21 protein-coding genes are annotated in these 21,833 nt (G+C 41.9%); 16 read left to right on the top strand and 5 right to left on the bottom strand.

The annotated features are described in order from the left end of the window. Positions 1 to 46 precede the first annotated feature (46 nt). The 15 genes from rplA to GOM47_RS07210 all read left to right on the top strand — a co-directional run bounded on the left by rplA (position 47) and on the right by GOM47_RS07210 (position 13,415). A complete protein-coding gene (gene rplA, locus GOM47_RS07280) occupies positions 47 to 736 on the top strand; it encodes a 50S ribosomal protein L1 (RefSeq protein ID WP_001085675.1) in 690 nt (229 codons plus the stop codon). A gap of 73 nt (positions 737 to 809) precedes the next feature. Continuing rightward, entirely contained in the window at positions 810 to 1,247 is a 438-nt protein-coding gene (locus GOM47_RS07275) for a GNAT family N-acetyltransferase (protein ID WP_235080358.1), read from the top strand. Between the two features lie 119 nt (positions 1,248 to 1,366). Beyond that, entirely contained in the window at positions 1,367 to 1,879 is a 513-nt protein-coding gene (locus tag GOM47_RS07270; protein ID WP_061417353.1) for an adenine phosphoribosyltransferase, read from the top strand. 186 nt (positions 1,880 to 2,065) lie between these two features. Next, positions 2,066 to 3,010: a homoserine O-acetyltransferase MetA gene (gene metA, locus GOM47_RS07265; RefSeq protein WP_235080357.1), complete on the top strand. Its 945-nt coding sequence runs from the start codon at positions 2,066 to 2,068 to the stop codon at positions 3,008 to 3,010. 8 nt (positions 3,011 to 3,018) lie between these two features. Continuing rightward, a complete protein-coding gene (locus GOM47_RS07260; protein WP_235080356.1) occupies positions 3,019 to 3,696 on the top strand; it encodes a DnaD domain-containing protein in 678 nt (225 codons plus the stop codon). Positions 3,697 to 3,792: 96 nt separating this feature from the next. Further along, the gene (gene tpiA / locus GOM47_RS07255; protein WP_061597896.1) at positions 3,793 to 4,551 is read left to right on the top strand and encodes a triose-phosphate isomerase; all 759 of its coding nucleotides are present in this window, start codon (positions 3,793 to 3,795) and stop codon (positions 4,549 to 4,551) included. Between the two features lie 179 nt (positions 4,552 to 4,730). Next, positions 4,731 to 6,467, top strand: coding sequence for an ABC transporter ATP-binding protein (locus GOM47_RS07250; RefSeq protein ID WP_235080355.1), 1,737 nt, complete (start codon positions 4,731 to 4,733; stop codon positions 6,465 to 6,467). Between the two features lie 8 nt (positions 6,468 to 6,475). Further along, positions 6,476 to 8,257, top strand: coding sequence for an ABC transporter ATP-binding protein (locus GOM47_RS07245; RefSeq protein WP_235080354.1), 1,782 nt, complete (start codon positions 6,476 to 6,478; stop codon positions 8,255 to 8,257). A gap of 149 nt (positions 8,258 to 8,406) precedes the next feature. After that, a complete protein-coding gene (locus tag GOM47_RS07240; RefSeq protein ID WP_093586481.1) occupies positions 8,407 to 8,925 on the top strand; it encodes a Dps family protein in 519 nt (172 codons plus the stop codon). 210 nt (positions 8,926 to 9,135) lie between these two features. Next, positions 9,136 to 9,474: a zinc ribbon domain-containing protein YjdM gene (locus GOM47_RS07235; protein ID WP_001061600.1), complete on the top strand. Its 339-nt coding sequence runs from the start codon at positions 9,136 to 9,138 to the stop codon at positions 9,472 to 9,474. A gap of 2 nt (positions 9,475 to 9,476) precedes the next feature. Next, the gene (locus tag GOM47_RS07230; protein ID WP_093586483.1) at positions 9,477 to 10,100 is read left to right on the top strand and encodes a Pr6Pr family membrane protein; all 624 of its coding nucleotides are present in this window, start codon (positions 9,477 to 9,479) and stop codon (positions 10,098 to 10,100) included. Positions 10,101 to 10,212: 112 nt separating this feature from the next. Continuing rightward, positions 10,213 to 11,364, top strand: coding sequence for an MFS transporter (locus tag GOM47_RS07225; RefSeq protein WP_235080353.1), 1,152 nt, complete (start codon positions 10,213 to 10,215; stop codon positions 11,362 to 11,364). Positions 11,365 to 11,463: 99 nt separating this feature from the next. After that, complete coding sequence (gene truA, locus GOM47_RS07220) at positions 11,464 to 12,213, top strand: tRNA pseudouridine(38-40) synthase TruA (protein WP_235080352.1); 750 nt, start codon at positions 11,464 to 11,466, stop codon at positions 12,211 to 12,213. After that, positions 12,203 to 12,976 (top strand): bifunctional hydroxymethylpyrimidine kinase/phosphomethylpyrimidine kinase, encoded by a 774-nt coding sequence (locus GOM47_RS07215; RefSeq protein WP_235080351.1) that lies wholly within the window; start codon positions 12,203 to 12,205, stop codon positions 12,974 to 12,976. Before truA ends, GOM47_RS07215 begins: the two co-directional genes overlap by 11 nt. Next, a complete protein-coding gene (locus tag GOM47_RS07210) occupies positions 12,954 to 13,415 on the top strand; it encodes an ECF transporter S component (RefSeq protein ID WP_235080350.1) in 462 nt (153 codons plus the stop codon). Before GOM47_RS07215 ends, GOM47_RS07210 begins: the two co-directional genes overlap by 23 nt. Positions 13,416 to 13,621: 206 nt before the next feature. Here the strand turns inward: GOM47_RS07210 and GOM47_RS07205 are convergent, their stop codons facing one another. The 5 genes from GOM47_RS07205 to GOM47_RS07185 all read right to left on the bottom strand — a co-directional run bounded on the left by GOM47_RS07205 (position 13,622) and on the right by GOM47_RS07185 (position 19,727). Further along, entirely contained in the window at positions 13,622 to 14,704 is a 1,083-nt protein-coding gene (locus GOM47_RS07205) for a M24 family metallopeptidase (RefSeq protein ID WP_061597888.1), read from the bottom strand. 127 nt (positions 14,705 to 14,831) lie between these two features. Continuing rightward, complete coding sequence (gene gatD, locus GOM47_RS07200; protein ID WP_235080349.1) at positions 14,832 to 15,614, bottom strand: lipid II isoglutaminyl synthase subunit GatD; 783 nt, start codon at positions 15,612 to 15,614, stop codon at positions 14,832 to 14,834. Beyond that, positions 15,614 to 16,957 (bottom strand): lipid II isoglutaminyl synthase subunit MurT, encoded by a 1,344-nt coding sequence (murT, locus tag GOM47_RS07195; protein WP_235080348.1) that lies wholly within the window; start codon positions 16,955 to 16,957, stop codon positions 15,614 to 15,616. Before murT ends, gatD begins: the two co-directional genes overlap by 1 nt. Positions 16,958 to 17,040: 83 nt before the next feature. Continuing rightward, a complete protein-coding gene (locus GOM47_RS07190; RefSeq protein WP_235080347.1) occupies positions 17,041 to 18,246 on the bottom strand; it encodes a hypothetical protein in 1,206 nt (401 codons plus the stop codon). 164 nt (positions 18,247 to 18,410) lie between these two features. Then, entirely contained in the window at positions 18,411 to 19,727 is a 1,317-nt protein-coding gene (locus tag GOM47_RS07185; protein WP_235080346.1) for an FAD-containing oxidoreductase, read from the bottom strand. Positions 19,728 to 20,042: 315 nt separating this feature from the next. Between GOM47_RS07185 and GOM47_RS07180 the strand changes: the two genes are divergently transcribed. Beyond that, entirely contained in the window at positions 20,043 to 21,620 is a 1,578-nt protein-coding gene (locus GOM47_RS07180) for a DEAD/DEAH box helicase (RefSeq protein ID WP_235080345.1), read from the top strand. Positions 21,621 to 21,833 lie beyond the last annotated feature (213 nt).

The following is a 21,833-nucleotide window of genomic DNA, read 5'->3' as shown; positions in this document are numbered from 1 at the left end:
CGTGGGAGATGAAAATCGATTGAACCACTTACAAGGAGAATAGAAAATGGCTAAAAAAAGCAAACAACTTCGTGCTGCTCTTGAGAAAATCGACAGCACAAAAGCATACAGTGTAGAAGAAGCTGTAGCACTTGCAAAAGAAACTAACTTTGCAAAATTTGACGCAACTGTAGAAGTTGCTTACAACTTGAACATCGACGTTAAAAAAGCTGACCAACAAATCCGTGGTGCAATGGTATTGCCAAACGGTACTGGTAAAACTTCACGCGTTCTTGTTTTCGCACGTGGTGCAAAAGCTGAAGAAGCAAAAGCTGCTGGTGCAGATTTTGTTGGTGAAGATGACCTAGTTGCGAAAATCAACGACGGTTGGTTGGACTTCGACGTAGTTATCGCTACACCTGACATGATGGCTCTTGTTGGACGTCTTGGACGTGTCCTTGGACCACGTAACTTGATGCCAAACCCTAAAACTGGTACAGTAACAATGGATGTTGCTAAAGCAGTTGAAGAGTCTAAAGGTGGTAAGATCACTTACCGTGCTGACCGTGCAGGTAACGTTCAAGCAATCATCGGTAAAGTATCATTTGAAGCTGAAAAATTGGTTGAAAACTTTAAAGCTTTCAACGAAACAATCCAAAAAGCAAAACCAGCTACAGCTAAAGGAACTTACGTAACAAACTTGACTATCACAACTACTCAAGGTGTTGGTATCAAGGTTGACGTGAACTCACTTTAATCAACTAGAATCTCTGGCTTCGGTCAGAGTTTTTTTATTCAAATTTATCAATTAAGGAATGGAGGAAATAAAATTGTTGAGAGAAGCTGTACAGGAGGATTTATTTGAGTTATTAAATCTCTACCTGTCCTTACATGAGAAAGAGATTCCAGAAGATAGTCTTCATTTGCAGCAAGTATGGAGTGAGATGATTTCTGACCAGCGCCATCATGTTATCGTGAAGGAGGTGGAAGGAAGAATAGCCTCCTCCTGTATTTGTGTCATTATTCCCAATTTGACAAGAGGTGTGAGACCCTATGCTTTGATTGAAAATGTGGTGACTCGTGAAGAAGATAGAGGGAAAGGGTATGCAAGCGCTTGTCTTGAATATGCTAAACAAATAGCTAAAGAGGGAAATTGTTATAAGATGATGCTCCTGACAGGTTCTAAAAATGCAAGCACTCAGGATTTTTATAAGAGAGCTGGTTATAATAGTGAAGATAAAACAGCCTATATTCAATGGTTGGATTAAAGCTTGAATCTTAAATCAGCAAGACGAAATCTTGGATTAGCAAATAAAAATCTTCTATTTCTTCTTTCACAGAAAATATGGTATAATAGAGAGTAAAAAACTTTGAAAGAAAGAAAAAGATGAATTTAAAAGATTATATTGCAACGATTGAAAATTATCCCAAGGAAGGCATCACCTTCCGTGATATCAGCCCATTGATGGCAGATGGCAATGCTTATAGCTATGCTGTTCGTGAAATCGTTCAGTATGCAACGGACAAGAAGATCGACATGATTGTGGGACCAGAAGCTCGTGGATTTATTGTCGGCTGTCCCGTTGCTTTTGAGTTGGGGATTGGATTTGCTCCTGTTCGTAAACCAGGGAAGTTGCCACGTGAAGTGATTTCTGCTGACTATGAGAAAGAATATGGTATTGATACCTTGACCATGCACGCTGATGCGATCAAACCGGGTCAACGCGTTCTCATCGTAGATGATCTCTTGGCAACAGGTGGAACTGTCAAGGCAACGATTGAGATGATTGAAAGACTTGGTGGAGTTGTAGCTGGTTGTGCTTTCTTAATTGAGTTGGATGAGCTTAAAGGCCGTGAAAGAATCGGAGATTACGATTACAAGGTACTTATGCATTATTAATGAAAAACAGTCCTTGGGGCTGTTTTCTCTTCATCTGCTATATAAATTAACTATAGCTAGTTAGAGAAAAACTATAATTGAAAACTATATCTTCATACAGTATAATAAAGGGAAGAAGTATTTGGAGGTTTTTACTTTCAAACAGACAACATCATTCCCGAAATAGAGAACTGTTAGGAGGGTATTATGCCGATTCGAATTGATAAAAAATTACCAGCTGTGGAGATTTTAAGGACAGAAAATATCTTTGTTATGGATGACCAACGGGCCGCTCATCAGGATATTCGCCCCTTGAAGATTTTGATTTTAAATCTTATGCCTCAAAAGATGGTAACAGAAACGCAACTCTTGCGGCATTTGGCTAATACGCCCCTACAGTTAGATATTGATTTCTTGTATATGGAGACGCATCGTTCAAAGACGACTCGTGCCGAACATATGGAGACCTTCTATAAGACCTTCCCAGAGGTTAAGGATGACTTTTTTGATGGGATGATCATCACAGGAGCTCCGGTGGAGCACTTGCCTTTTGAGGAGGTGGACTACTGGGAGGAGTTTAAGCAGGTCATCGAATGGTCCAAGACACATGTTTTTTCTACCCTGCATATCTGTTGGGGTGCCCAAGCAGGTCTTTATGCTCGCTATGGAGTTGAAAAGCATCAGATGGCTCAGAAATTGTCAGGTATTTACCCGCAGGATGCCTTGAAAGAGGGCCATCTTCTCTTTCGTGGTTTTGATGATAGCTATGTAGCTCCCCATTCTCGTCATACAGAAATCTATAAGGAGGAAATTTTAGGAAAAACCAATCTGGAAATCCTCTCTGAGGGAGAACAAGTCGGCGTTTCTATTTTAGCCAGTCGGGATCTTCGTGAAATTTATAGTTTTGGTCATTTAGAATATGACCGTGATACTCTAGCAAAAGAGTATTTTCGTGATTGTGAGGCAGGACTTAATCCTCACATTCCAGAAAATTACTTCAAAAATGATGATGTGAATGAGACACCGTGTCTCTGTTGGTCTTCTTCAGCTGCTCTCTTTTTCAGTAACTGGGTTAACTATGCAGTTTATCAAGAAACCCCTTTTGACTGGAGAAAGGTAGAGGATGATGCGGCTGCATTTGGATATTTATAAGAGGAATTATGACATATTTTGACGCTTTCAAATCAGGGAACTTGGTTTTGCCAAGTGCCCTGCTCTTGCATTTTAAGGAACTCTTTCCTTCTAGTGATGATTTTCTCGTCTGGCAATTTTTTTATCTACAAAATACATCTGCTTTGGATGAGCTGTCGCCAAGCCAAATTGCAGAAACTATTGGAAAAGAACTTGCAGATGTCAACCAATCCATTTCAAACTTGACTGAAAATGGGCTACTACAATATCGAACGATTGAACTAAATGGGGAAATTGAGCTTATTTTTGATGCTAGTTTGGCTTTTGAACGCTTGGATAACTTGTTGGACAGTCAGACTCCAGCTGCAATTGCCCCAAACCCGCAAAATCAACTGAAGGATCTGGTTGAGACTTTTCAGCAGGAATTAGGACGCTTGCTGACGCCGTTTGAAATCGAAGATCTTTCTAAGACAGTCAAAGACGATGGAATTAAGGCGGATTTGATCAAGGAAGCTCTCCGAGAGGCTGTTCTAAATGGCAAACCAAACTGGAAATATATTCAAGCAATCCTCCGTAATTGGCGCCATGAGGGTATCCAGTCTGTGGCTCAGGTAGAGGCCAAACGAGCAGAGCGAGAAGCTAACAATCCCAAACAAGTGCAAGCTTCGGCTGATTTCCTCGATGCTATGAATTTGTGGCAAGAGTAGCCGCTCGGAAAATCTTGTAAATTAGAGTAAGATTTGCAAGCTCCTTATAAATATGATAGAATAATAGAAAATAAAATGAAAAAAGAGGTATGTGAAATGTCACGTAAACCATTTATCGCTGGTAACTGGAAAATGAACAAAAATCCAGAAGAAGCAAAAGCATTCGTTGAAGCCGTTGCATCAAAACTTCCTTCATCAGACCTTGTTGAAGCAGGTATCGCAGCTCCAGCTCTTGATTTGACAGCTGTTCTTGCTGCTGCTAAAGGATCAAACCTTAAAGTTGCTGCTCAAAACTGCTACTTTGAAAATGCAGGTGCGTTCACTGGTGAAACTAGCCCACAAGTTTTGAAAGAAATCGGTACAGACTATGTAGTTATCGGTCACTCAGAACGTCGTGACTACTTCCATGAAACTGACGAAGATATCAACAAAAAAGCAAAAGCGATCTTTGCAAACGGTATGCTTCCAATCATTTGTTGTGGTGAGTCACTTGAAACTTACGAAGCTGGTAAAGCGGCTGAATTCGTAGGTGCTCAAGTATCTGCTGCATTGGCTGGCTTGACAGCTGAACAAGTTGCTTCAACAGTTATCGCTTACGAGCCAATCTGGGCTATCGGTACTGGTAAATCAGCTTCACAAGACGATGCACAAAAAATGTGTAAAGTTGTTCGTGACGTTGTAGCAGCTGACTTTGGTCAAGAAGTTGCGGACAAAGTTCGTGTTCAATACGGTGGTTCTGTTAAACCTGAAAACGTTGCTTCATACATGGCTTGCCCAGACGTTGACGGTGCCCTTGTTGGTGGTGCGTCACTTGAAGCTGAAAGCTTCTTGGCATTGCTTGATTTTGTAAAATAATCTAGCTTATTCCAGACAGACAGTTAAAAGTACTAAGTGACTTTGACTGCCTGTCTTATTTTTACTTGGAGCATTCTTGTGAAAGAGGGATTTTTCTAGACTAGGAAAGTTCCTTAGGGAAAGAAAGGCGTGCAGATGCGCGCTCTTTTCTATATCAAAAAGTTATGAAAGGGGGAGTTATGCTCTATATTTGGTCTTATTTGAAAAAATATCCCAAGTGGTTATTCTTGGATTTCTTTGGAGCGGTTTTCTTTGTTATTGTCAATCTTGGACTGCCAACTGTTCTGGCTCGGATGATTGATGAAGGTGTGAATAAAGGGAATGAACAGCAATTGTATGTTTGGGCTACAATTATGCTGGTGATTATCCTATGTGGAACCTTGGGGCGTATAGTCTTAGCCTACGCTGCTAGTAAGCTGACGACCAATATGGTCAAGGATATGAGGGATGATCTCTATGCCAAATTACAAGAGTATTCTCATCATGAATATGAAAAGATTGGAGTGTCTTCACTGGTTACTCGCATTACCAGTGATGCCTTTGTTCTCATGCAGTTTGCAGAACAGACCTTAAAACTGGGTGTCATCACCCCCATGATGATGCTGTCTAGTATCTTAATGATCTTCCTGACCAGTCCGTCATTAGCCTGGATAGTGGCCTTTGCAGTACCTTTCTTAGCTGTGGTGGTCATTTATGTAGCGGTCAAGACTCGACCATTATCAGAGAAACAGCAGGCTACCTTAGATAAGATAAACCAATATGCCAGGGAAAATCTAATGGGACTCCGTGTCATTCGTGCCTTTGCCCGTGAGGAGTTTCAAGAGGAACGCTTTGCAGGACAAAATGCAGTCTATGCAGCTAATTCCAATCGTCTGTTTAAACTAACCGGTTTGACGGAACCCTTGTTTGTTCAGATTATCATTGCCATGATTGTAGCTATTGTCTGGTTTGCTCTGGACCCTATCAAACAAGGAAGCTTGCAAATTGGGGACCTAGTGGCCTTTATCGAATATAGTTTCCACGCCCTCTTGTCCTTCCTTTTCCTATCCAATCTCTTCACCATGTATCCTCGTACAGCGGTTTCGAGTGAACGCTTGAAAGAAGTCATGGATATGCCGATTTCTATTGATCCCAATGAAGGAGGGGTCAGAGAGACAGCAACCCACGGATATTTGGAATTTGAAAATGTCACCTTTGCCTATCCTGGCGAGACGGAAAATCCTGTTTTGCACAATATTTCTTTCAGTGCTAAACCAGGTGAAACCATTGCTTTTATCGGATCGACCGGATCTGGAAAATCCTCTCTTGTGCAATTGATTCCTCGTTTTTACGATGTCACGCTTGGTAAAATAAAGGTTGATGGTGTTGATGTGAGGGATTACCGTCTCAAGTCTCTTCGTCAAAAGATTGGTTTTATCCCGCAGAAGGCCTTACTCTTTACAGGAACTATCGCTGAAAATATCCGCTATGGGAAGGAAGATGCTAGTCACAAAGACCTACATCAGGCAGCGGATGTGGCGCAAGCCAAAGATTTTATCGAAAGCCGAGAAGAAGGCTTTGCGACCCATCTAGCCGAAGGTGGAAGCAACCTTTCTGGAGGACAGAAACAACGTCTCTCAATTGCCCGAGCTGTTATAAAGAATCCTGATATCTATATTTTTGACGATTCTTTCTCAGCCTTGGATTATCGTACGGATGCCATTTTGCGCCGTCGTCTCAAGGAAGTAACACAGAATGCAACGGTTTTAATTGTTGCTCAACGTGTCGGAACCATCATGGATGCGGACCAGATCATCGTTCTGGATAAGGGTGAAATCGTGGGTCGCGGTCGCCATGAGGAATTGATGGAAATCAATGATATCTATCGTGAAATTGCTGAGTCGCAGTTGAAAAATGCATCGCTAACAGAAGAATAGGAGGAAATATGAAAACACAATCTAGTTTGGCTCGTTTGTGGAGCTATTTAAAAGCCTACCGTTTTTCTGTCTTCTTTGCCGTCTTTCTAAAAGTTTTGAGTGTGGTCATGAGTGTCTTAGAACCTTTTGTTTTGGGGCTAGCCATTACGGAGTTGACAAAAAACCTCTTAGATATGGCTAAGGGCCTTTCAGGTGCTAGTATCAATACTGGCTACATCGGAACGGTTTTAATCATTTACCTCTTTAGAGGTCTCTTGTATGAACTTGGTTCTTATTATTCCAACTATTTCATGACTAATGCGGTCCAGTCCATGACCCAAGATCTGCGAAATGAAATGACTGAAAAAATCAATCGTATCCCTGTATTTTTCTTTGACAAACACCAATTTGGTGATTTATTGGGACGCTTTACCAGTGACGTTGAGACAGTGTCCAACGCTCTTCAACAGTCTTTCCTCCAAATTGTCAATGCTGTTCTGACGATTGTCCTTGTCATGGGAATGGTTTTATACTTGAACTTCCAACTGGCTATAGTGGTGATTCTATCCATTCCAGTGACCTATTTTGGTGCTAGAAGTATCCTGAAACGTTCTCAGCCTTATTTTAAAGAACAGGCGGCTATTTTAGGACGGATGAATGGCTATGTGCAGGAAAATCTTACAGGTTTTAATGTCTTGAAACTCTATAGTCGTGAGGAAACTTCTCATAAAGAATTTTCTAAGATTACAGACGATCTCCAACGTGTTGGTTTTAAAGCCAGCTTTATCTCTGGACTCATGATGCCAGCCCTCCATGCTGTATCGGACTTGACCTATCTGATTGTTGCAGTTCTTGGTGGTTTGCAAGTGATTGCGGGTCGTTTGACAGTGGGGAATATGCAGGCCTTTGTTCAGTATGTCTGGCAGGTTAGCCAGCCTATCCAAAACATTACACAACTTGCGGGTCAAATGCAAAGTGCCAAGTCTTCGTTAGACCGTATCTTCGACATCTTGGATGAGACTGAGGAAGTAGAGGGAGAAGAACTCGAAATCCTTGAACCCTTAACAGGTCAGGTGACCTTCCAACATGTTGACTTCCAGTATGTTGAAAACAAGCCATTGATTCGAGACTTTAATCTAGAAGTTCAACCGGGAGAGATGGTGGCGATTGTTGGTCCTACTGGAGCTGGTAAAACGACCTTAATCAATCTGCTTATGCGCTTTTACGATGTCACAGCAGGCGCAATCTTGGTTGACGGGCAGGATATTCGCCAGTTGTCACGTCAAGACTATCGCCGTCAGTTTGGGATGGTCTTGCAGGATGCTTGGCTTTATGAAGGTACGATCAAAGAAAACCTACGTTTTGGAAATCTTAACGCCAGTGACGAGGAAATAATAGAAGCTGCCAAAGCGGCAAATGTAGACCACTTTATCCGAACTCTTCCTGGTGGTTACAACATGGAGATGAACCAAGAGTCAAGTAATATTTCCCTCGGACAAAAACAACTCTTGACCATCGCGCGTGCTCTCCTAGCCAATCCTAAAATTCTTATTCTGGATGAAGCGACTTCCTCTGTTGACACCCGTTTGGAACTCTTGATTCAAAAAGCTATGAAACGCTTGATGAAGGGAAGAACCAGCTTTGTCATCGCCCACCGTCTCTCTACCATTCAAGAAGCAGACAAGATTCTCGTTCTTAAGGAAGGACAGATTATTGAGCAGGGAAATCATGAAAGTTTGCTCCAAGCAAAAGGCTTTTATTATGATTTGTACCAAAGCCAATTTTCAAGTAAGTCTGGGCAATCCAGCTAATCAAAACGGTCTAGACTATTCTTAAATTATCAGTCTATTACAACTTTTCTCAGATAGTACACTTTCCTTGCTATCGTTTTCTGATAGTAGTATACTTGTATTATAGCTACTGTGAAGTAGTTATAAAAAAATGAAAAGAGGTAAGAAATATGGTTGAATTGAAAAAAGAAGCAGTAAAAGACGTAACAACATTATCTAAAACAGCGCCAGTAGCATTGGCAAAAACAAAAGAAGTATTGAACCAAGCAGTAGCAGACTTGTATGTGGCTCACATTGCCCTTCACCAAGTTCACTGGTATATGCGTGGTCGTGGTTTCCTCGTGTGGCATCCAAAAATGGATGAATACATGGACAGCCTTGATGGCTATCTTGACGAAATCAGCGAACGTTTAATTACCCTTGGTGGCAAACCTTACTCAACTTTGACAGAATTCCTTCAACACAGTGAAATCGAAGAAGAAGAAGGAGAATTCCGTAACGTTGAAGAAAGCTTGGAACGTGTTCTAGCTATTTATCGCTACCTCATCACTCTTTTCCAAAAAGCTTTGGATGTGACTGACGAAGAAAGCGATGATGTTACAAACGATATCTTTGTTGGTGCTAAGGCTGAACTTGAGAAAACAGTTTGGATGATTGCGGCAGAACTAGGACAAGCTCCTGGTCTGTAAGATATAGTTGCTACCCCTTTTATCATGAGGTGCTTGATAAGTGCCCATGACCAATCATCTTTTAAAAGTCATGTAACTGTAAAAAGTTGCATGACTTTTTTGTCTGCTAGACTTAGGACACATTGTCAAAAGTAGGATTTTACGGTATAATAGTTGCTGTTCGAGAAATTTTGATTTTCAAAAAATAGTGAAATGTTATAAGGAGAACCCATGAACAATTTACCAAATTGCCCAAAATGTAATTCAGAATATGTCTACGAGGACGGAAGTCTCTTGGTCTGCCCAGAGTGCGCCTATGAATGGAACCCTGCAGAAGTTGCAGAAGTAGAAGAAGGTGTTGTTGCTATCGATGCCAACGGAAATAAATTAGCCGACGGCGATACTGTAACCCTAATCAAGGACTTGAAAGTAAAAGGTGCGCCAAAGGATTTGAAACAAGGAACTCGTGTTAAAAATATCCGTATCGTAGAAGGTGACCACAACATCGACTGTAAGATTGATGGTTTTGGAGCTATGAAATTGAAGTCAGAGTTTGTTAAGAAAATCTAGCCATGAAACTGAATTACAAATTTATCTTTTATAGTCGTGTGCTCTTGTTCTTAGCGGCATTTACAGGAGTTTATTTAGAGATTACCAAGCACGGTGGCTTTGGAATGCTCCTTTACTACACAGTATTGTCCAATCTTTTGGTAACGATTTTCACTGGCTATCTACTCCGTGTGATGAGTCGTTCAGGTGAAGATTGGCAAAGCCCGACCCTGCTTCGTCTCAAGGGTGGCGTTACCATGAGTATTATGATTACTTGTGTGATTTATCATTTTATGCTTGCTCCGATTGCGACAGACTTTTACCGTGTGGAGAATTTCCTTTGTCACTATATCGTTCCACTCTGGTTTTTAGCCGATACCCTCTTCTTTGATAAACAGGGTCAATACAAGATCTGGGATCCAGTCTTGTGGACCATCTTGCCCTTGGTTTATATGATTTTTGCCTTGTTTAACGGCCTGGTCTTAAAACTCAATATTCCGAATTCCAAGGACAATCCCTTCCCTTATTTCTTTTTAAATGTGAACAAGGGTTGGGACGTGGTTATCAAATGGTGTTTGATCATTTTTGCGGCGTATATGGTTGCAGGCTTTATCTTCTATCTGATCAAGCAAATCAAGCGAAAATAGTCTTCCTATTAGGAAAGTTAGGACGGAGTCTTTAGTTCAATCGGGCTCCTTCTTTTCTTGCCATCTTCCTTTTAAAAGGATCAACAGTGAGAAATATACAGAAAGAAAATTCATGAAACAATTTTTAGAACGGGCTAGTATTTTGGCCCTCTCCCTCGTTTTGATTACCTCCTTTTCCATATCAAGTGCTCTGCCAGCCATGTTTGACTATTATCAAGGCTACCCCAAAGAACAAATCGAGCTCCTGGTCAGTCTCCCTTCTTTTGGGATCATGATTATGCTGGTTTTAAATGGTTTTTTGGAGCGATTGTTTCCTGAGCGACTTCAGATTAGTCTAGGACTTATCATCCTTTCTATCGGTGGAACAGCCCCTTTCTGGTATCAGGAGTACAACTTTGTCTTTGCGATGCGGATTTTATTTGGCTTGGGTGTGGGGATGATCAATGCCAAGGCTATTTCCATCATCAGCGAACGCTATCATGGAAAGACACGGATTCAGATGCTGGGTCTCCGCGGATCAGCAGAAGTTGTCGGGGCGTCGATTTTGACTCTAGTGGTAGGTCAACTCTTATCCTTGGGATGGACAGTGACCTTCTTGGCCTACAGTGCGGGATTTTTAGTATTGATCCTTTATCTGCTCTTTGTCCCTTATGGGAAAGAAAAGAAAGAAACAAAGAAAAAAGAGGCCGAAACAACTCGTCTGACAGGAAAGATGAAAGGCTTGATTTTTCTATTGGCTGTCGAAGCAGCAGTTGTTGTCTGCACCAATACAGCTATCACCATTCGTATTCCTAGTCTGATGGTGGAAAGAGGTCTAGGGGATGCCCAGTTATCGAGTTTGGTTTTAAGTATCATGCAGTTGATTGGTATCTTGGCAGGTGTGAGTTTTTCTTTCTTTATCTCTCTGTTTAAAGAAAGGTTGCTCCTTTGGTCAGGTATCACCTTTGGATTGGGGCAGATTGTGATTGCCTTGTCTCCGTCATTGGGTGTGATGGTAGTTGGAAGTATCGTGGCAGGTTTTTCTTACAGTGTGGCCTTGACCACTGTCTTTCAGCTTCTTTCTGAAAGAATCCCAGCCAAGCTCCTTAATCAGGCAACATCTTTTGCAGTGCTAGGATGTAGCTTTGGAGCCTTTACGACACCTTTCATTCTTGGGGCGATTGGCTTGGTGACTCAAAACGGTATGTTGGTCTTCACCATTTTAGGATGTTGGTTGATTGTCACTTCTATTTTTGTTATGTACGCACTTCAAAAAAGAGCTTAGGATTGGTTTCCTAAGTTTTTCTTTTTGGGAATTTTGTACCCAGACAATTATTGTTTTTTAAACTTGTTTACACTTTTATTTCCTGATAAAATAGAAGTTATGACAAGATATAAAGCAATCATTTCCTATGACGGGTATGCATTTGCTGGTTTTCAGCGCCAGCCTCATGCGCGGAGCGTTCAAGAGGAAATCGAAAAAACCTTAACGAGACTCAATAAGGGGCATGCCATCACTGTTCACGGTGCTGGTCGGACGGATAGTGGGGTTCATGCTTTGGGACAGGTTATTCATTTTGACTTGCCCTATCAGATGGATGAGGAAAAACTCCGTTTTGCTCTGGATACCCAGTCTCCTGAAGATATCAATGTGATTTCAACTGGGCTTGTGGCCGATGATTTTCATTGCCGTTATGCAAAACATAGCAAGACCTATGAGTTTATTGTGGATAGAGGGCGCCCCAAGAATCCTATGCGTCGTCATTATGCCACTCATTTTCCCTATCCCCTCGATGTGGAACGCATGCAGATGGCAATCAAAAAATTAGAAGGAACCCACGATTTCACAGGTTTTACAGCATCTGGAACCAGTGTAGAGGACAAGATTCGGACCATTACAGAAGCGAGTTTAACAGTCGATGAGACAGGACAATTTTTGACCTTTACCTTTTCAGGAAATGGTTTCTTGTATAAGCAGATTCGCAATATGGTGGGGACGCTGCTCAAAATCGGAAATAATCGAATGCCAGTTGAGCAGATTGACTTGATCTTGGAAAAAAAAGACAGACAGCTTGCAGGTCCAACGGCTGCACCAAATGGCTTGTATTTAAAGGAGATTCGATATGAAGAATAATCGTATTTTAGCACTTTCTGGGAATGATATTTTTAGTGGCGGTGGTTTATCAGCCGATCTTGCTACCTATACCTTGAACGGTTTACATGGCTTTGTAGCAGTGACTTGTTTGACAGCCTTGACAGAAAAGGGTTTTGAGGTCTTCCCAACAGATGACGTTATTTTTCAACATGAGTTGAATAGCTTGCGTGATGTCGAGTTTGCAGGGATTAAGATTGGTCTTCTCCCTACTGTCAGTGTGGCTGAGAAGGCACTGGACTTTATCAAGCAACGTCCTGGAGTGCCGGTGGTATTGGACCCCGTCTTGGTCTGCAAGGAAACGCATGATGTGGCAGTCAGCCAACTCTGTCAAGAGTTGATTCGCTTTTTCCCTCATGTCAGTGTGATTACGCCTAATCTCCCAGAAGCAGAATTGTTGGCGGGTCAAGAGATCAAAACCTTGGAAGATATGAAAGCTGCAGCACAGAAATTGCATGATTTAGGAGCACCAGCAGTCATTATCAAGGGAGGTAATCGCCTTAGTCAGGACAAGGCTGTAGATGTCTTTTATGATGGACAAACCTTTACTGTCCTAGAAAATCCCGTTATCCAAGGCCAAAATGCTGGTGCAGGTTGTACCTTTGCCTCAAGCATTGCCAGTCACTTGGTTAAAGGGGTTGAACTTTTACCAGCAGTAGAGAGTTCTAAAGTTTTCGTTTATCGTGCTATTGCACAAGCAGATCAATATGGAGTAAGACAATATGAAGCAAACCAAAACAACTAAAATCGCCCTTGTATCTCTATTAACCGCCCTTTCTGTAGTTCTAGGTTATTTCTTAAAAATTCCAACGCCAACAGGTATTCTAACTCTTTTAGATGCAGGTATCTTCTTTGCGGCCTTCTACTTTGGTAGTCGTGAAGGGGCTGTAGTCGGAGGTCTAGCAGGTTTCTTGATTGACCTCTTATCAGGCTACCCCCAGTGGATGTTCTTTAGCTTGATCAACCATGGCTTGCAGGGATTTTTCGCAGGATTTAAAGGAAAATGGCAATGGCTAGGCCTTATCTTAGCTACTATTGCGATGGTAGGGGGCTACGCCTTGGGTTCAACTTTGATGAATGGATGGGCAGCAGCCCTACCAGAAATCCTACCAAACTTCCTGCAAAATATCGTGGGAATGGTTGTAGGGTTTGTGCTTAGTCAAAGTATTAAGAAAATTAAGTAAAGCGGCTGGAGAAAAGTTCTAAAAATCAGAAAAACGCATAATATCAAGTGTTGAAAGCTTGATACTATGCGTTTTATTGTGGGAAAATTTTATACTCTTCGAAAATCAAATTCAAACCGCGTCAACGTCGCCTTGCCGTACTCAAGTACAGCCTGCGGCTAGTTTCCTAGTTTGCTCTTTGATTTTCATTGAGTATTAGATGAATATTAATCAAAATAAAGCAAGTCTTTGCTAGTGCTTGTAAAGAGGTCAAAGCCATCCTTGGTAACAACACCGCAGTCTTCGATACGAACGCCGACTTTACCAGGGATATAGATACCTGGTTCAACAGAGAAGCACATGCCTTCTTCGATGACCATGTCGTTTCCTTCCATGATAGATGGGAATTCGTGGACATCCATACCGATACCGTGACCGAGACGGTGGTTGAAGTACTCACCGTAACCAGCTTTTTCGATGACTTCACGGGCAGTGCGGTCTACTTCATGAGCAGTCACACCAGGTTTGATAAAGTCAAGAGCAGCTTGTTGGGCTTCAAGGGTCAAGTTGTAAATATCTTTCTTGAATTGGTCTGGTTTGCCAACAGCGACTGTACGAGTCATATCTGATGCGTAGCCATTGACCATAACACCGAGGTCAAAGAGGAGAAGGGCGTCTTTTTCGACCTTGTTTGCACCAGGAATTCCGTGTGGATTTGCAGCATTGTCACCAGTCAAGACCATGGTATCAAAACTCATTTCATAGCCTTCACGTTTTAAGGCGAAGTCGATTTGGGCGATGATATCTGTCTCTGTTTTATCAAGAGAGATATTGTCAAAACCAACTTTTACAGCTTTATCAGCATAGAGACCTGCAACCATCATTTTTTGCACTTCATCAGCTGATTTGATGAGGCGCATGCGTTGGATGCGAGGAGTGAGGTTTTCAAACTCAGCAGTTTCAAAGACTGCTTTCAAACCATGGTATTTGGTTAAGATGAGATTGTCAAACTCAACAGCAACACGTTTGAAGTCGTGCTGTGGCAAGGCATTTTTGATTTTTTGCCATGGATTTTCAGAATCCACATAGCCCACTACTGGGAAGGAAACAGTGCTGGTTGCACGCTCCACTTCAAGGGCTGGGACAAAAAGGAGAGGTTCCCGGTCCGCTAGGACAAAAAGGAACATTTGGCGTTCATGAGGGTCACTGTAAAAACCAGTGAGGTAATTAATAGTGACGGGGTCAGATACGACAGCGACGTCTAGTTTTTCTGATTCAAGATATGTTACGATTTGTTGTAATTTAGACATATGCTACCTTCTTTCTACCCCTCTATTTTGGCAAAAAAAGAGAGAAAATGCAAGAGAGAAGGGTAAAAGAACAGGCAAAAAGAACTCCGACAGGATAGTGGAGTTCTTTTATCTAATTTTCCTTAGTTTAAGAAAAGTCAGCCTTGCTTTTCACGTCGCTGTATTCTTCAGCGATTTCTTGACTGAGAATATCCTCATAGGCAGGAAGTTGGATGTCCTGACCGTATTTTTTTCGGAGGGCAGTAGTGACTAGGCGATAAGCCAGATTGGCATTGCGTGAGAGGATAGGTCCGTGGAAGTAGGAACCAAAGACATTCTTATAATGAACTCCTTCGCCGACCTTTTCTTCATTGTTTCCATTTCCATAGACAACCTGTCCCAGCGGTTTTTGGTCATCTGAGAGGAAGGTACGTCCCTGGTGATTTTCAAAGCCATAGTAGGTTTCATCGAATTCGTCATTATGAATCTTGATGTCACCGATAAAGCGGTTATTGGTCTGGTTGAGCGTATAGTGGCCCATGACACCGAGCCCTTCGATGCGTTTACCTGAAGCTTCAACATAATATTGCCCCAATAGTTGAAAACCACCGCAGATGGCTAGAACAACACCGTCGTTTTGAATGTAGTTGTCAATGCTCTCTTTTTTAGCAGATAGGTCTCCTGCGATGATACTTTGTTCAAAGTCTTGACCGCCACCAAAAAAGGCAAAGTCGTAATGATTTTCGTCAAAGTCATCATGGAGAGAAACGATGTCAACCGTCACATGAGCCCCCAGTTTTTCAGCCACATACTTGAGCATGAGGATATTGCCGTTGTCCCCGTAGGTATTCATGAGATTTCCGTAAAGGTGGGCGATGTTGAGCTGATAAGGGTAGTTGCCAGCTTTTGAGGAAAGTGAAGTATAAACCATTAGTTCATCTCCTTTCTAACAATCTGACGACTAGCCAGCAGTTCACGGAATTCCAGCATGGCAGTATAGGTTGCAAGGATATAAGCATGCTTGCAGTCTTGCTTCTCAATGGTTTTGAGAACTTGCTCCAGATTGCTTGTCTCAGTGATTTTATCAGCTGGATAGCCTGTCACACGAAGACGGCGAGCGATTTCAGAATGACGAACACCGCCAGCGTTGATTTCAGGAATGTCCATGTCAGTGATCTGTTCAAAGTCAGCATCCCAAATCCAACTAGTATCAATCCCATCAGCATAGTTGGCATTAAGAAGAACAGATAGGCTGAATGGATAAGGAGCTAGTTTAATCATCTCGATAGCCTGAGTTGCACCGACTGGATTCTTAATCAAGACGAGAGTACATTCTTTATCACCGATATGGAAGGTTTCCTGACGACCGAAGACAGCGCGACTCTTATCAAATCCTTGCTTGATTCGCTGTGAATCAGCCCCGAGGAAACGGGCGATGGCAACTGCAGCAAGGGCATTGTAGATGTTGTAAAGTCCACCGATTTGGATGCCGTATTCTTGGCCGTCAATGACAAAGCGAGAGCGATTGTTGGTCAACTCAACCAAGTCTGTCAGACGGTAGTCCAAGTCAGGTCGTTTGCAACCACAATTTTCACAGATATAGGCTCCCAAGTTGGCATAGGTATTGTGCTCATATTTGAGGATGCCTTGACAGTCAGGGCAGAGGATTCCTTCGGTATTGTAGTGAGCCAGTTGGGCTGGTCCTTTTTCCAAGTCAAAACCAAAATACTGAACTGGATTTGGAATAGATGGCTTGTAGAAAAGCGGACTGTCACCATTGAGGAGAACTGTAGCCGTGGGCACCTTACGGATGGCATCCAAAATCATGTTATAAGTCGTGTAAATCTCACCATAGCGGTCCATCTGGTCACGGAAAATATTAGTGATGACAAAAAGACTAGGATGGATGTAGTCACAGATACGAGATAGACTGGCTTCGTCAATTTCAAGGACGGCAATATTTTTTCCAGTTTTAGAGGATTTGGCAGTCAAGAAGGTTGTCGTAATCCCTGTGATCATGTTGGCACCACTAGGATTGGTTAGAACCTGACCATAGACCTCTTTTAGAATGCCGACAGTGAGGGCAGTTGTTAAGGTTTTTCCATTGGTACCAGTGACCACGACAATCTCGTAGTTCTTAGCTAGATTTTGTAAAATATCTTTATCAAATTGGAGGGCAAGCTTTCCTGGGAGCGTACTTCCACGACCAAGACGGCTCAAGATGAAGTGAGATGAACGCCCAGCTAGGAGGCCCAAAGTAGTTTTTAATTCCATGTTTCTATTATATCATAAAAGAGGGAAAAGACAGATTTGAGATTTCGCAGAAACAAAAACAGCCCGAAGAGGGCTGTGAGTGATTAGTTCTGAAACCAAGTTGCGATTGGGAAGTCGTTTTGTTTCAGTTCCAGTTTTGTTTTGGTTAGAAGTTGGCCATTTTCTAGAGAATACAATAACAAATGTTGATTGGTTACAATCAATACCTTGTTTGTCAAACTTGCATCGATGTGTATTATCTCTTCTGTAGAGTCAGGCAAATCTTTTCTGACATTAATCAGATAGCTGGATTCATCAGAGAGATTGACAATAGATAAGGCACAGCGATCATTTCCATCCGCCTCATGTTTTACAATCAATTGGTCTTCTTTCGGTGTTTTATAAAGAAGATTTGGATTGTTCTCTGGTAGCGTGATGAAGTGCTTTTCCTTACTAGACAAGTTCATGACAAGTATGCGATTGTCTGGATCCTTAGAAAAGGTTTCTGTATTTCGGGTATAAGCAACACTACTGTAATAATTGTCACCGATTAATTCAGAAGAAGTTAACATTTCAACGATCTTGCCTTCGCTTGTCAGAGGTGTGCGAGACAATTCTTTTAGTTGATTATTTTCGTCTAATTCAACTAAATAACCATCGAAGACTAAAGCGGGTCGTTGGCGAGACTCATCGTGAAATCCCAGGCCGAGGTAGAGGCGATTCCCTCTTCCATGAAACTGGATCGGAAAGGAAGTGGATTCGGAGAATGTTTTTTGAGTAATCAACTTTCCTGAGATATCAAACATGCTGAGAACCCCATCCTCAGTTGTAGTTTGGCCTGTGTAGAAGAACTTGTCTGATACTCCAGCTCCCGAATAAGCATAGAAGGGAGTTGAAGTTTTTCGGATGTCCCCTGTCTGAAAGTCAAGGGATACAATGTTCTGAGTGGATGCTTTCCCTCTAGTATTTCCAGATGAGAAGACGAGATAGCGATTGTCAAACCGTCCCTGAGGAAACCAGAAATTGACATCTTCTGCAATGGAGATGTCCTCAGTCTTCGTGAGCTGAAACTGATCGTTTTGCAACTGATAACTTTGGATTGATTTCGAATTAACAAGGTAAAAATCAACAGTCTGATTGACTGTAAATCGCTGTTTTTGAGGTGAAATCAAGCGAAAAAGCATCCAACAAAGTAGGAGAAAAATGAAGACTGTACTAACACAGAAAACCAGTGTTTTCACAGCCGTACTTTTTTCTTTGGATAGGAAGGAAAAAGGAGTGTGTTTTTGTGATTTAACTTGCTTTCCCATTTGATTAGCCTCCTCTTTGAACAGAAAATGAAGACAACATCCTACACCTATATTATAAGCTTTTACAGCTAAAAGCACAAATAATCTTGTAAGGAAACTATGGACTGGATAGAAAAAGACAAGCACCAAAATGGATACTTGTCTTGTGTAGAATATTTGAAATCTTAAATCGCAAACAAGTCATTCAAGTTCTCAGCCAAGGTTGGGTGAGTGAAGATTTGTTTTGTGAAGTAAGTGTAAGGGATCTTGTTGTCCATCGCAACAGTGATGATGTTGATGATTTCTTGAGAACCTTCCGAGAAGATGCTTGCTCCAAGAATTTCTTTTGTTTCAGTATTGACAACAGCTTTGAAGGCTCCACGAAGGTCTCCATTTACATGACCACGAGGCATGGCAGCAACAGGAATTTCCTTCACTGCGTATGGAAGTTTCAACTCAGCTGCTTGGCTTTCAGTCAAGCCAACTTGTGAAAGTGCAGGTGTGATGAACATAGTATTTGGCACATTGAGACGGTCTTCAAGTGTGTAGCTGCCATCTCCAGCAAGGTAGCTGTAGACAACACGGAAGTCATCAAGTGAAATGTAGGTGAATTGAGGTCCACCGTTGACGTCTCCGACTGCAAAGACACCAGGAACGTTTGTTTGACAATGTTTGTCTACTTTGATAGCACCACGCTCCGTTAGTTCAATATCTGTATTCTCAAGTTGAAGTGGTTCTACGTTTGGTTTACGTCCAGTTGCATAGAGAAGGGCGTCGAAACGGTACGTTTCGTTTTCAGTTACGACGAGAACTTGGTCACCGTCGTTTTTGATTTCAGTAGTACGGATGTTTTGAAGCAATTCAATACCGTCTTCTTCCATGTATTGTTTTGCAAGAGCTGCGATGGAAGGTTCTGCTCGAGGTAGGAAAGTATCTAAGGCATCTAGAACTGTTACCTTGCTGCCGAGTTTGTTGTAAAGACCAGCAAATTCAAGACCGATATTTCCGCCACCAAGGACTCCAAGCTTTTCAGGCAATTTATCCAAATTTTGGATACCTGTCGAGTCAAAGACGTTCTTACTTGTAGCAAGTCCAGGGATTGGCAAGACGTTTGAAACAGCACCAGTGTTGATAACGATAGTTTCAGCAGTCAATTCTTGTTTTTCATCACCAGCTTGGATTTCGATGACTTTGTTTGAAAGGAAGTGAGCTTCCGCATCAAAGATATCCACACCTGTACCCGCAACAGTAGCATAGTTTTTACCGTTGAGGCGACTAGTGATAGTATTTTTGGTAGCAATGACTTCTTCAAAAGACAAGTCTTTCTCAGCAGCGACTAGCAAGGTTTTGGTTGGGATACAACCGATGTTGATACAAGTTCCACCGTACATAGTTTTGCTACGTTCGATAAGAGCTACTTTTTTTCCAGCTGAAGCTAATTTACCAGCTAGTGTTTTACCAGCTTTACCAAATCCAATAACGATTAAATCATATGTTAACATTCATAGTCCTCCTATTTGATTTTCATTCTAGCACAAGAAAACACTTTTTGCACAAATCTGCTACGGGAGAAATGAGCTATGTAAGGGTGTATTCATATTTATGGGAAATCGTTTACATAAGTTTAGAAACGAATTCTGCTATCTTTTGCCCCGCTCTTGTGTTATACTAGATAAGTTGCAAAGAAACTCGTACTTTTCTTTCGTGGAAAAGAAGCAACACGGTATCTCGTTTTTGTAGAAGATACGTCATGAAAAGAAAAGTATACACTACGCGCTATAGGATGGCTTCGCACCATCTTTAGAAAGAAGAAAAACGTGAAATTTAATGAATTTAACTTGTCTGCTGATTTGCTAGCAGAGATTGAAAAAGCTGGATTTGTAGAAGCAAGTCCCATCCAAGAACAGACTATTCCCTTGGCTCTCGAAGGAAAAGACGTTATCGGTCAAGCTCAGACTGGTACAGGAAAAACGGCAGCCTTTGGCTTGCCAACCCTTGAAAAAATCCGTACAGAAGAAGCGACCATCCAAGCCTTGGTCATCGCTCCAACTCGTGAGCTCGCTGTCCAAAGCCAAGAGGAACTCTTCCGCTTTGGCCGTAGCAAAGGAGTGAAAGTTCGCTCAGTTTACGGTGGTTCCAGCATTGAAAAACAAATCAAGGCTCTTAAATCTGGTGCTCACATCGTGGTAGGAACACCAGGTCGTCTCTTGGACTTGATTAAACGCAAGGCCTTGAAATTACAAGACATTGAAACGCTTATCCTTGACGAAGCGGATGAAATGCTCAACATGGGCTTCCTTGAAGACATCGAAGCCATCATTTCCCGTGTCCCTGAAAATCGTCAAACCTTGCTCTTTTCAGCAACCATGCCAGATGCTATCAAACGTATCGGTGTTCAGTTTATGAAGGACCCTGAGCATGTCAAGATTGCTGCCAAGGAATTGACAACAGAGCTGGTTGATCAGTACTATATCCGTGTCAAGGAACAAGAGAAATTTGATACCATGACACGTCTTATGGATGTGGAACAACCAGAACTTGCTATCGTATTTGGTCGTACCAAACGTCGTGTAGATGAATTAACTCGTGGACTGAAAATCCGTGGCTTCCGTGCTGAAGGAATTCATGGTGACCTAGACCAAAACAAACGTCTTCGTGTCCTTCGTGATTTTAAAAATGGGAACCTTGATGTTTTGGTTGCGACAGACGTGGCAGCACGTGGTTTGGATATCTCAGGTGTGACCCATGTCTACAACTACGATATTCCACAAGATCCTGAAAGTTACGTTCACCGTATCGGTCGTACAGGTCGTGCTGGTAAGTCAGGTCAGTCTATTACTTTTGTATCACCAAACGAAATGGGCTATCTCCAAATCATCGAAAACTTGACTAAAAAACGCATGAAAGGTCTCAAACCTGCTAGTGCAGACGAAGCCTTCCAAGCTAAGAAACAAGTGGCTCTCAAGAAAATCGAACGAGATTTCGCAGACGAAGCCATTCGTGGGAACTTTGAGAAATTTGCTAAAGATGCTCGTAAGTTAGCTGCCGAATTTAGTCCAGAAGAATTGGCTATGTATATCTTGAGTCTGACAGTCCAAGATCCAGATAGTCTTCCTGAAGTGGAGATTGCGCGTGAAAAACCACTGCCATTTAAACCATCAGGTAATGGCTTTGGTGGCAAAGGTAAGGGAGGTCGTGGAGGCCGTCGTGGAGACGACCGTCGAGATCGTGATCGCCGTGGCAATGGTCGCCGTGATGACTTCAAGAAAGGCAACCGCGGAAACGATCGTTTTGATAAAGACAGACGCTATCGTAATAAAGACAATAAAAAACCTCGCAACACTTCAAGTGAAAAGAAAACAGGATTTGTTATTCGTAACAAGGGCGATAAATAAGAAAAAGCGATTCAAAATGAATCGCTTTTTTATATAAGGAGACCGATAGTAAAAGAAGATGTATAAAAGTAAAGGAAAGGTGAGATGGGAAGGGGAACTTTAATCCATCTTCTTATAATAATATTATATAAAAACCCAAACAGAATGTCAATAAAAAATTGCTATTTTTATAAAATATTTTTGCTTTTAAAAATTGCAATTCAATAAGCAATT

This window comes from Streptococcus oralis (assembly GCF_021497945.1).
Classification (GTDB): domain Bacteria; phylum Bacillota; class Bacilli; order Lactobacillales; family Streptococcaceae; genus Streptococcus; species Streptococcus oralis_BR.
This window is presented reverse-complemented; position numbering and strand designations above follow the sequence as displayed.

What these genes read in the sequence shown, in the direction of transcription:
- murT (WP_235080348.1), bottom strand. Translation starts at nt 16,957, where the DNA reads ATGGAATTAAAAACTACTTTGGGCCTCCTAGCTGGGCGTTCATCTCAC.
- GOM47_RS07225 (WP_235080353.1), top strand. Translation starts at nt 10,213, where the DNA reads ATGAAACAATTTTTAGAACGGGCTAGTATTTTGGCCCTCTCCCTCGTT.
- metA (WP_235080357.1), top strand. Translation starts at nt 2,066, where the DNA reads ATGCCGATTCGAATTGATAAAAAATTACCAGCTGTGGAGATTTTAAGG.
- GOM47_RS07185 (WP_235080346.1), bottom strand. Translation starts at nt 19,727, where the DNA reads ATGTTAACATATGATTTAATCGTTATTGGATTTGGTAAAGCTGGTAAA.
- GOM47_RS07245 (WP_235080354.1), top strand. Translation starts at nt 6,476, where the DNA reads ATGAAAACACAATCTAGTTTGGCTCGTTTGTGGAGCTATTTAAAAGCC.
- tpiA (WP_061597896.1), top strand. Translation starts at nt 3,793, where the DNA reads ATGTCACGTAAACCATTTATCGCTGGTAACTGGAAAATGAACAAAAAT.
- GOM47_RS07260 (WP_235080356.1), top strand. Translation starts at nt 3,019, where the DNA reads ATGACATATTTTGACGCTTTCAAATCAGGGAACTTGGTTTTGCCAAGT.
- GOM47_RS07250 (WP_235080355.1), top strand. Translation starts at nt 4,731, where the DNA reads ATGCTCTATATTTGGTCTTATTTGAAAAAATATCCCAAGTGGTTATTC.
- GOM47_RS07270 (WP_061417353.1), top strand. Translation starts at nt 1,367, where the DNA reads ATGAATTTAAAAGATTATATTGCAACGATTGAAAATTATCCCAAGGAA.
- GOM47_RS07190 (WP_235080347.1), bottom strand. Translation starts at nt 18,246, where the DNA reads ATGGGAAAGCAAGTTAAATCACAAAAACACACTCCTTTTTCCTTCCTA.
- GOM47_RS07230 (WP_093586483.1), top strand. Translation starts at nt 9,477, where the DNA reads ATGAAACTGAATTACAAATTTATCTTTTATAGTCGTGTGCTCTTGTTC.
- truA (WP_235080352.1), top strand. Translation starts at nt 11,464, where the DNA reads ATGACAAGATATAAAGCAATCATTTCCTATGACGGGTATGCATTTGCT.
- rplA (WP_001085675.1), top strand. Translation starts at nt 47, where the DNA reads ATGGCTAAAAAAAGCAAACAACTTCGTGCTGCTCTTGAGAAAATCGAC.
- GOM47_RS07240 (WP_093586481.1), top strand. Translation starts at nt 8,407, where the DNA reads ATGGTTGAATTGAAAAAAGAAGCAGTAAAAGACGTAACAACATTATCT.
- gatD (WP_235080349.1), bottom strand. Translation starts at nt 15,614, where the DNA reads ATGGTTTATACTTCACTTTCCTCAAAAGCTGGCAACTACCCTTATCAG.
- GOM47_RS07210 (WP_235080350.1), top strand. Translation starts at nt 12,954, where the DNA reads ATGAAGCAAACCAAAACAACTAAAATCGCCCTTGTATCTCTATTAACC.
- GOM47_RS07235 (WP_001061600.1), top strand. Translation starts at nt 9,136, where the DNA reads ATGAACAATTTACCAAATTGCCCAAAATGTAATTCAGAATATGTCTAC.
- GOM47_RS07205 (WP_061597888.1), bottom strand. Translation starts at nt 14,704, where the DNA reads ATGTCTAAATTACAACAAATCGTAACATATCTTGAATCAGAAAAACTA.
- GOM47_RS07215 (WP_235080351.1), top strand. Translation starts at nt 12,203, where the DNA reads ATGAAGAATAATCGTATTTTAGCACTTTCTGGGAATGATATTTTTAGT.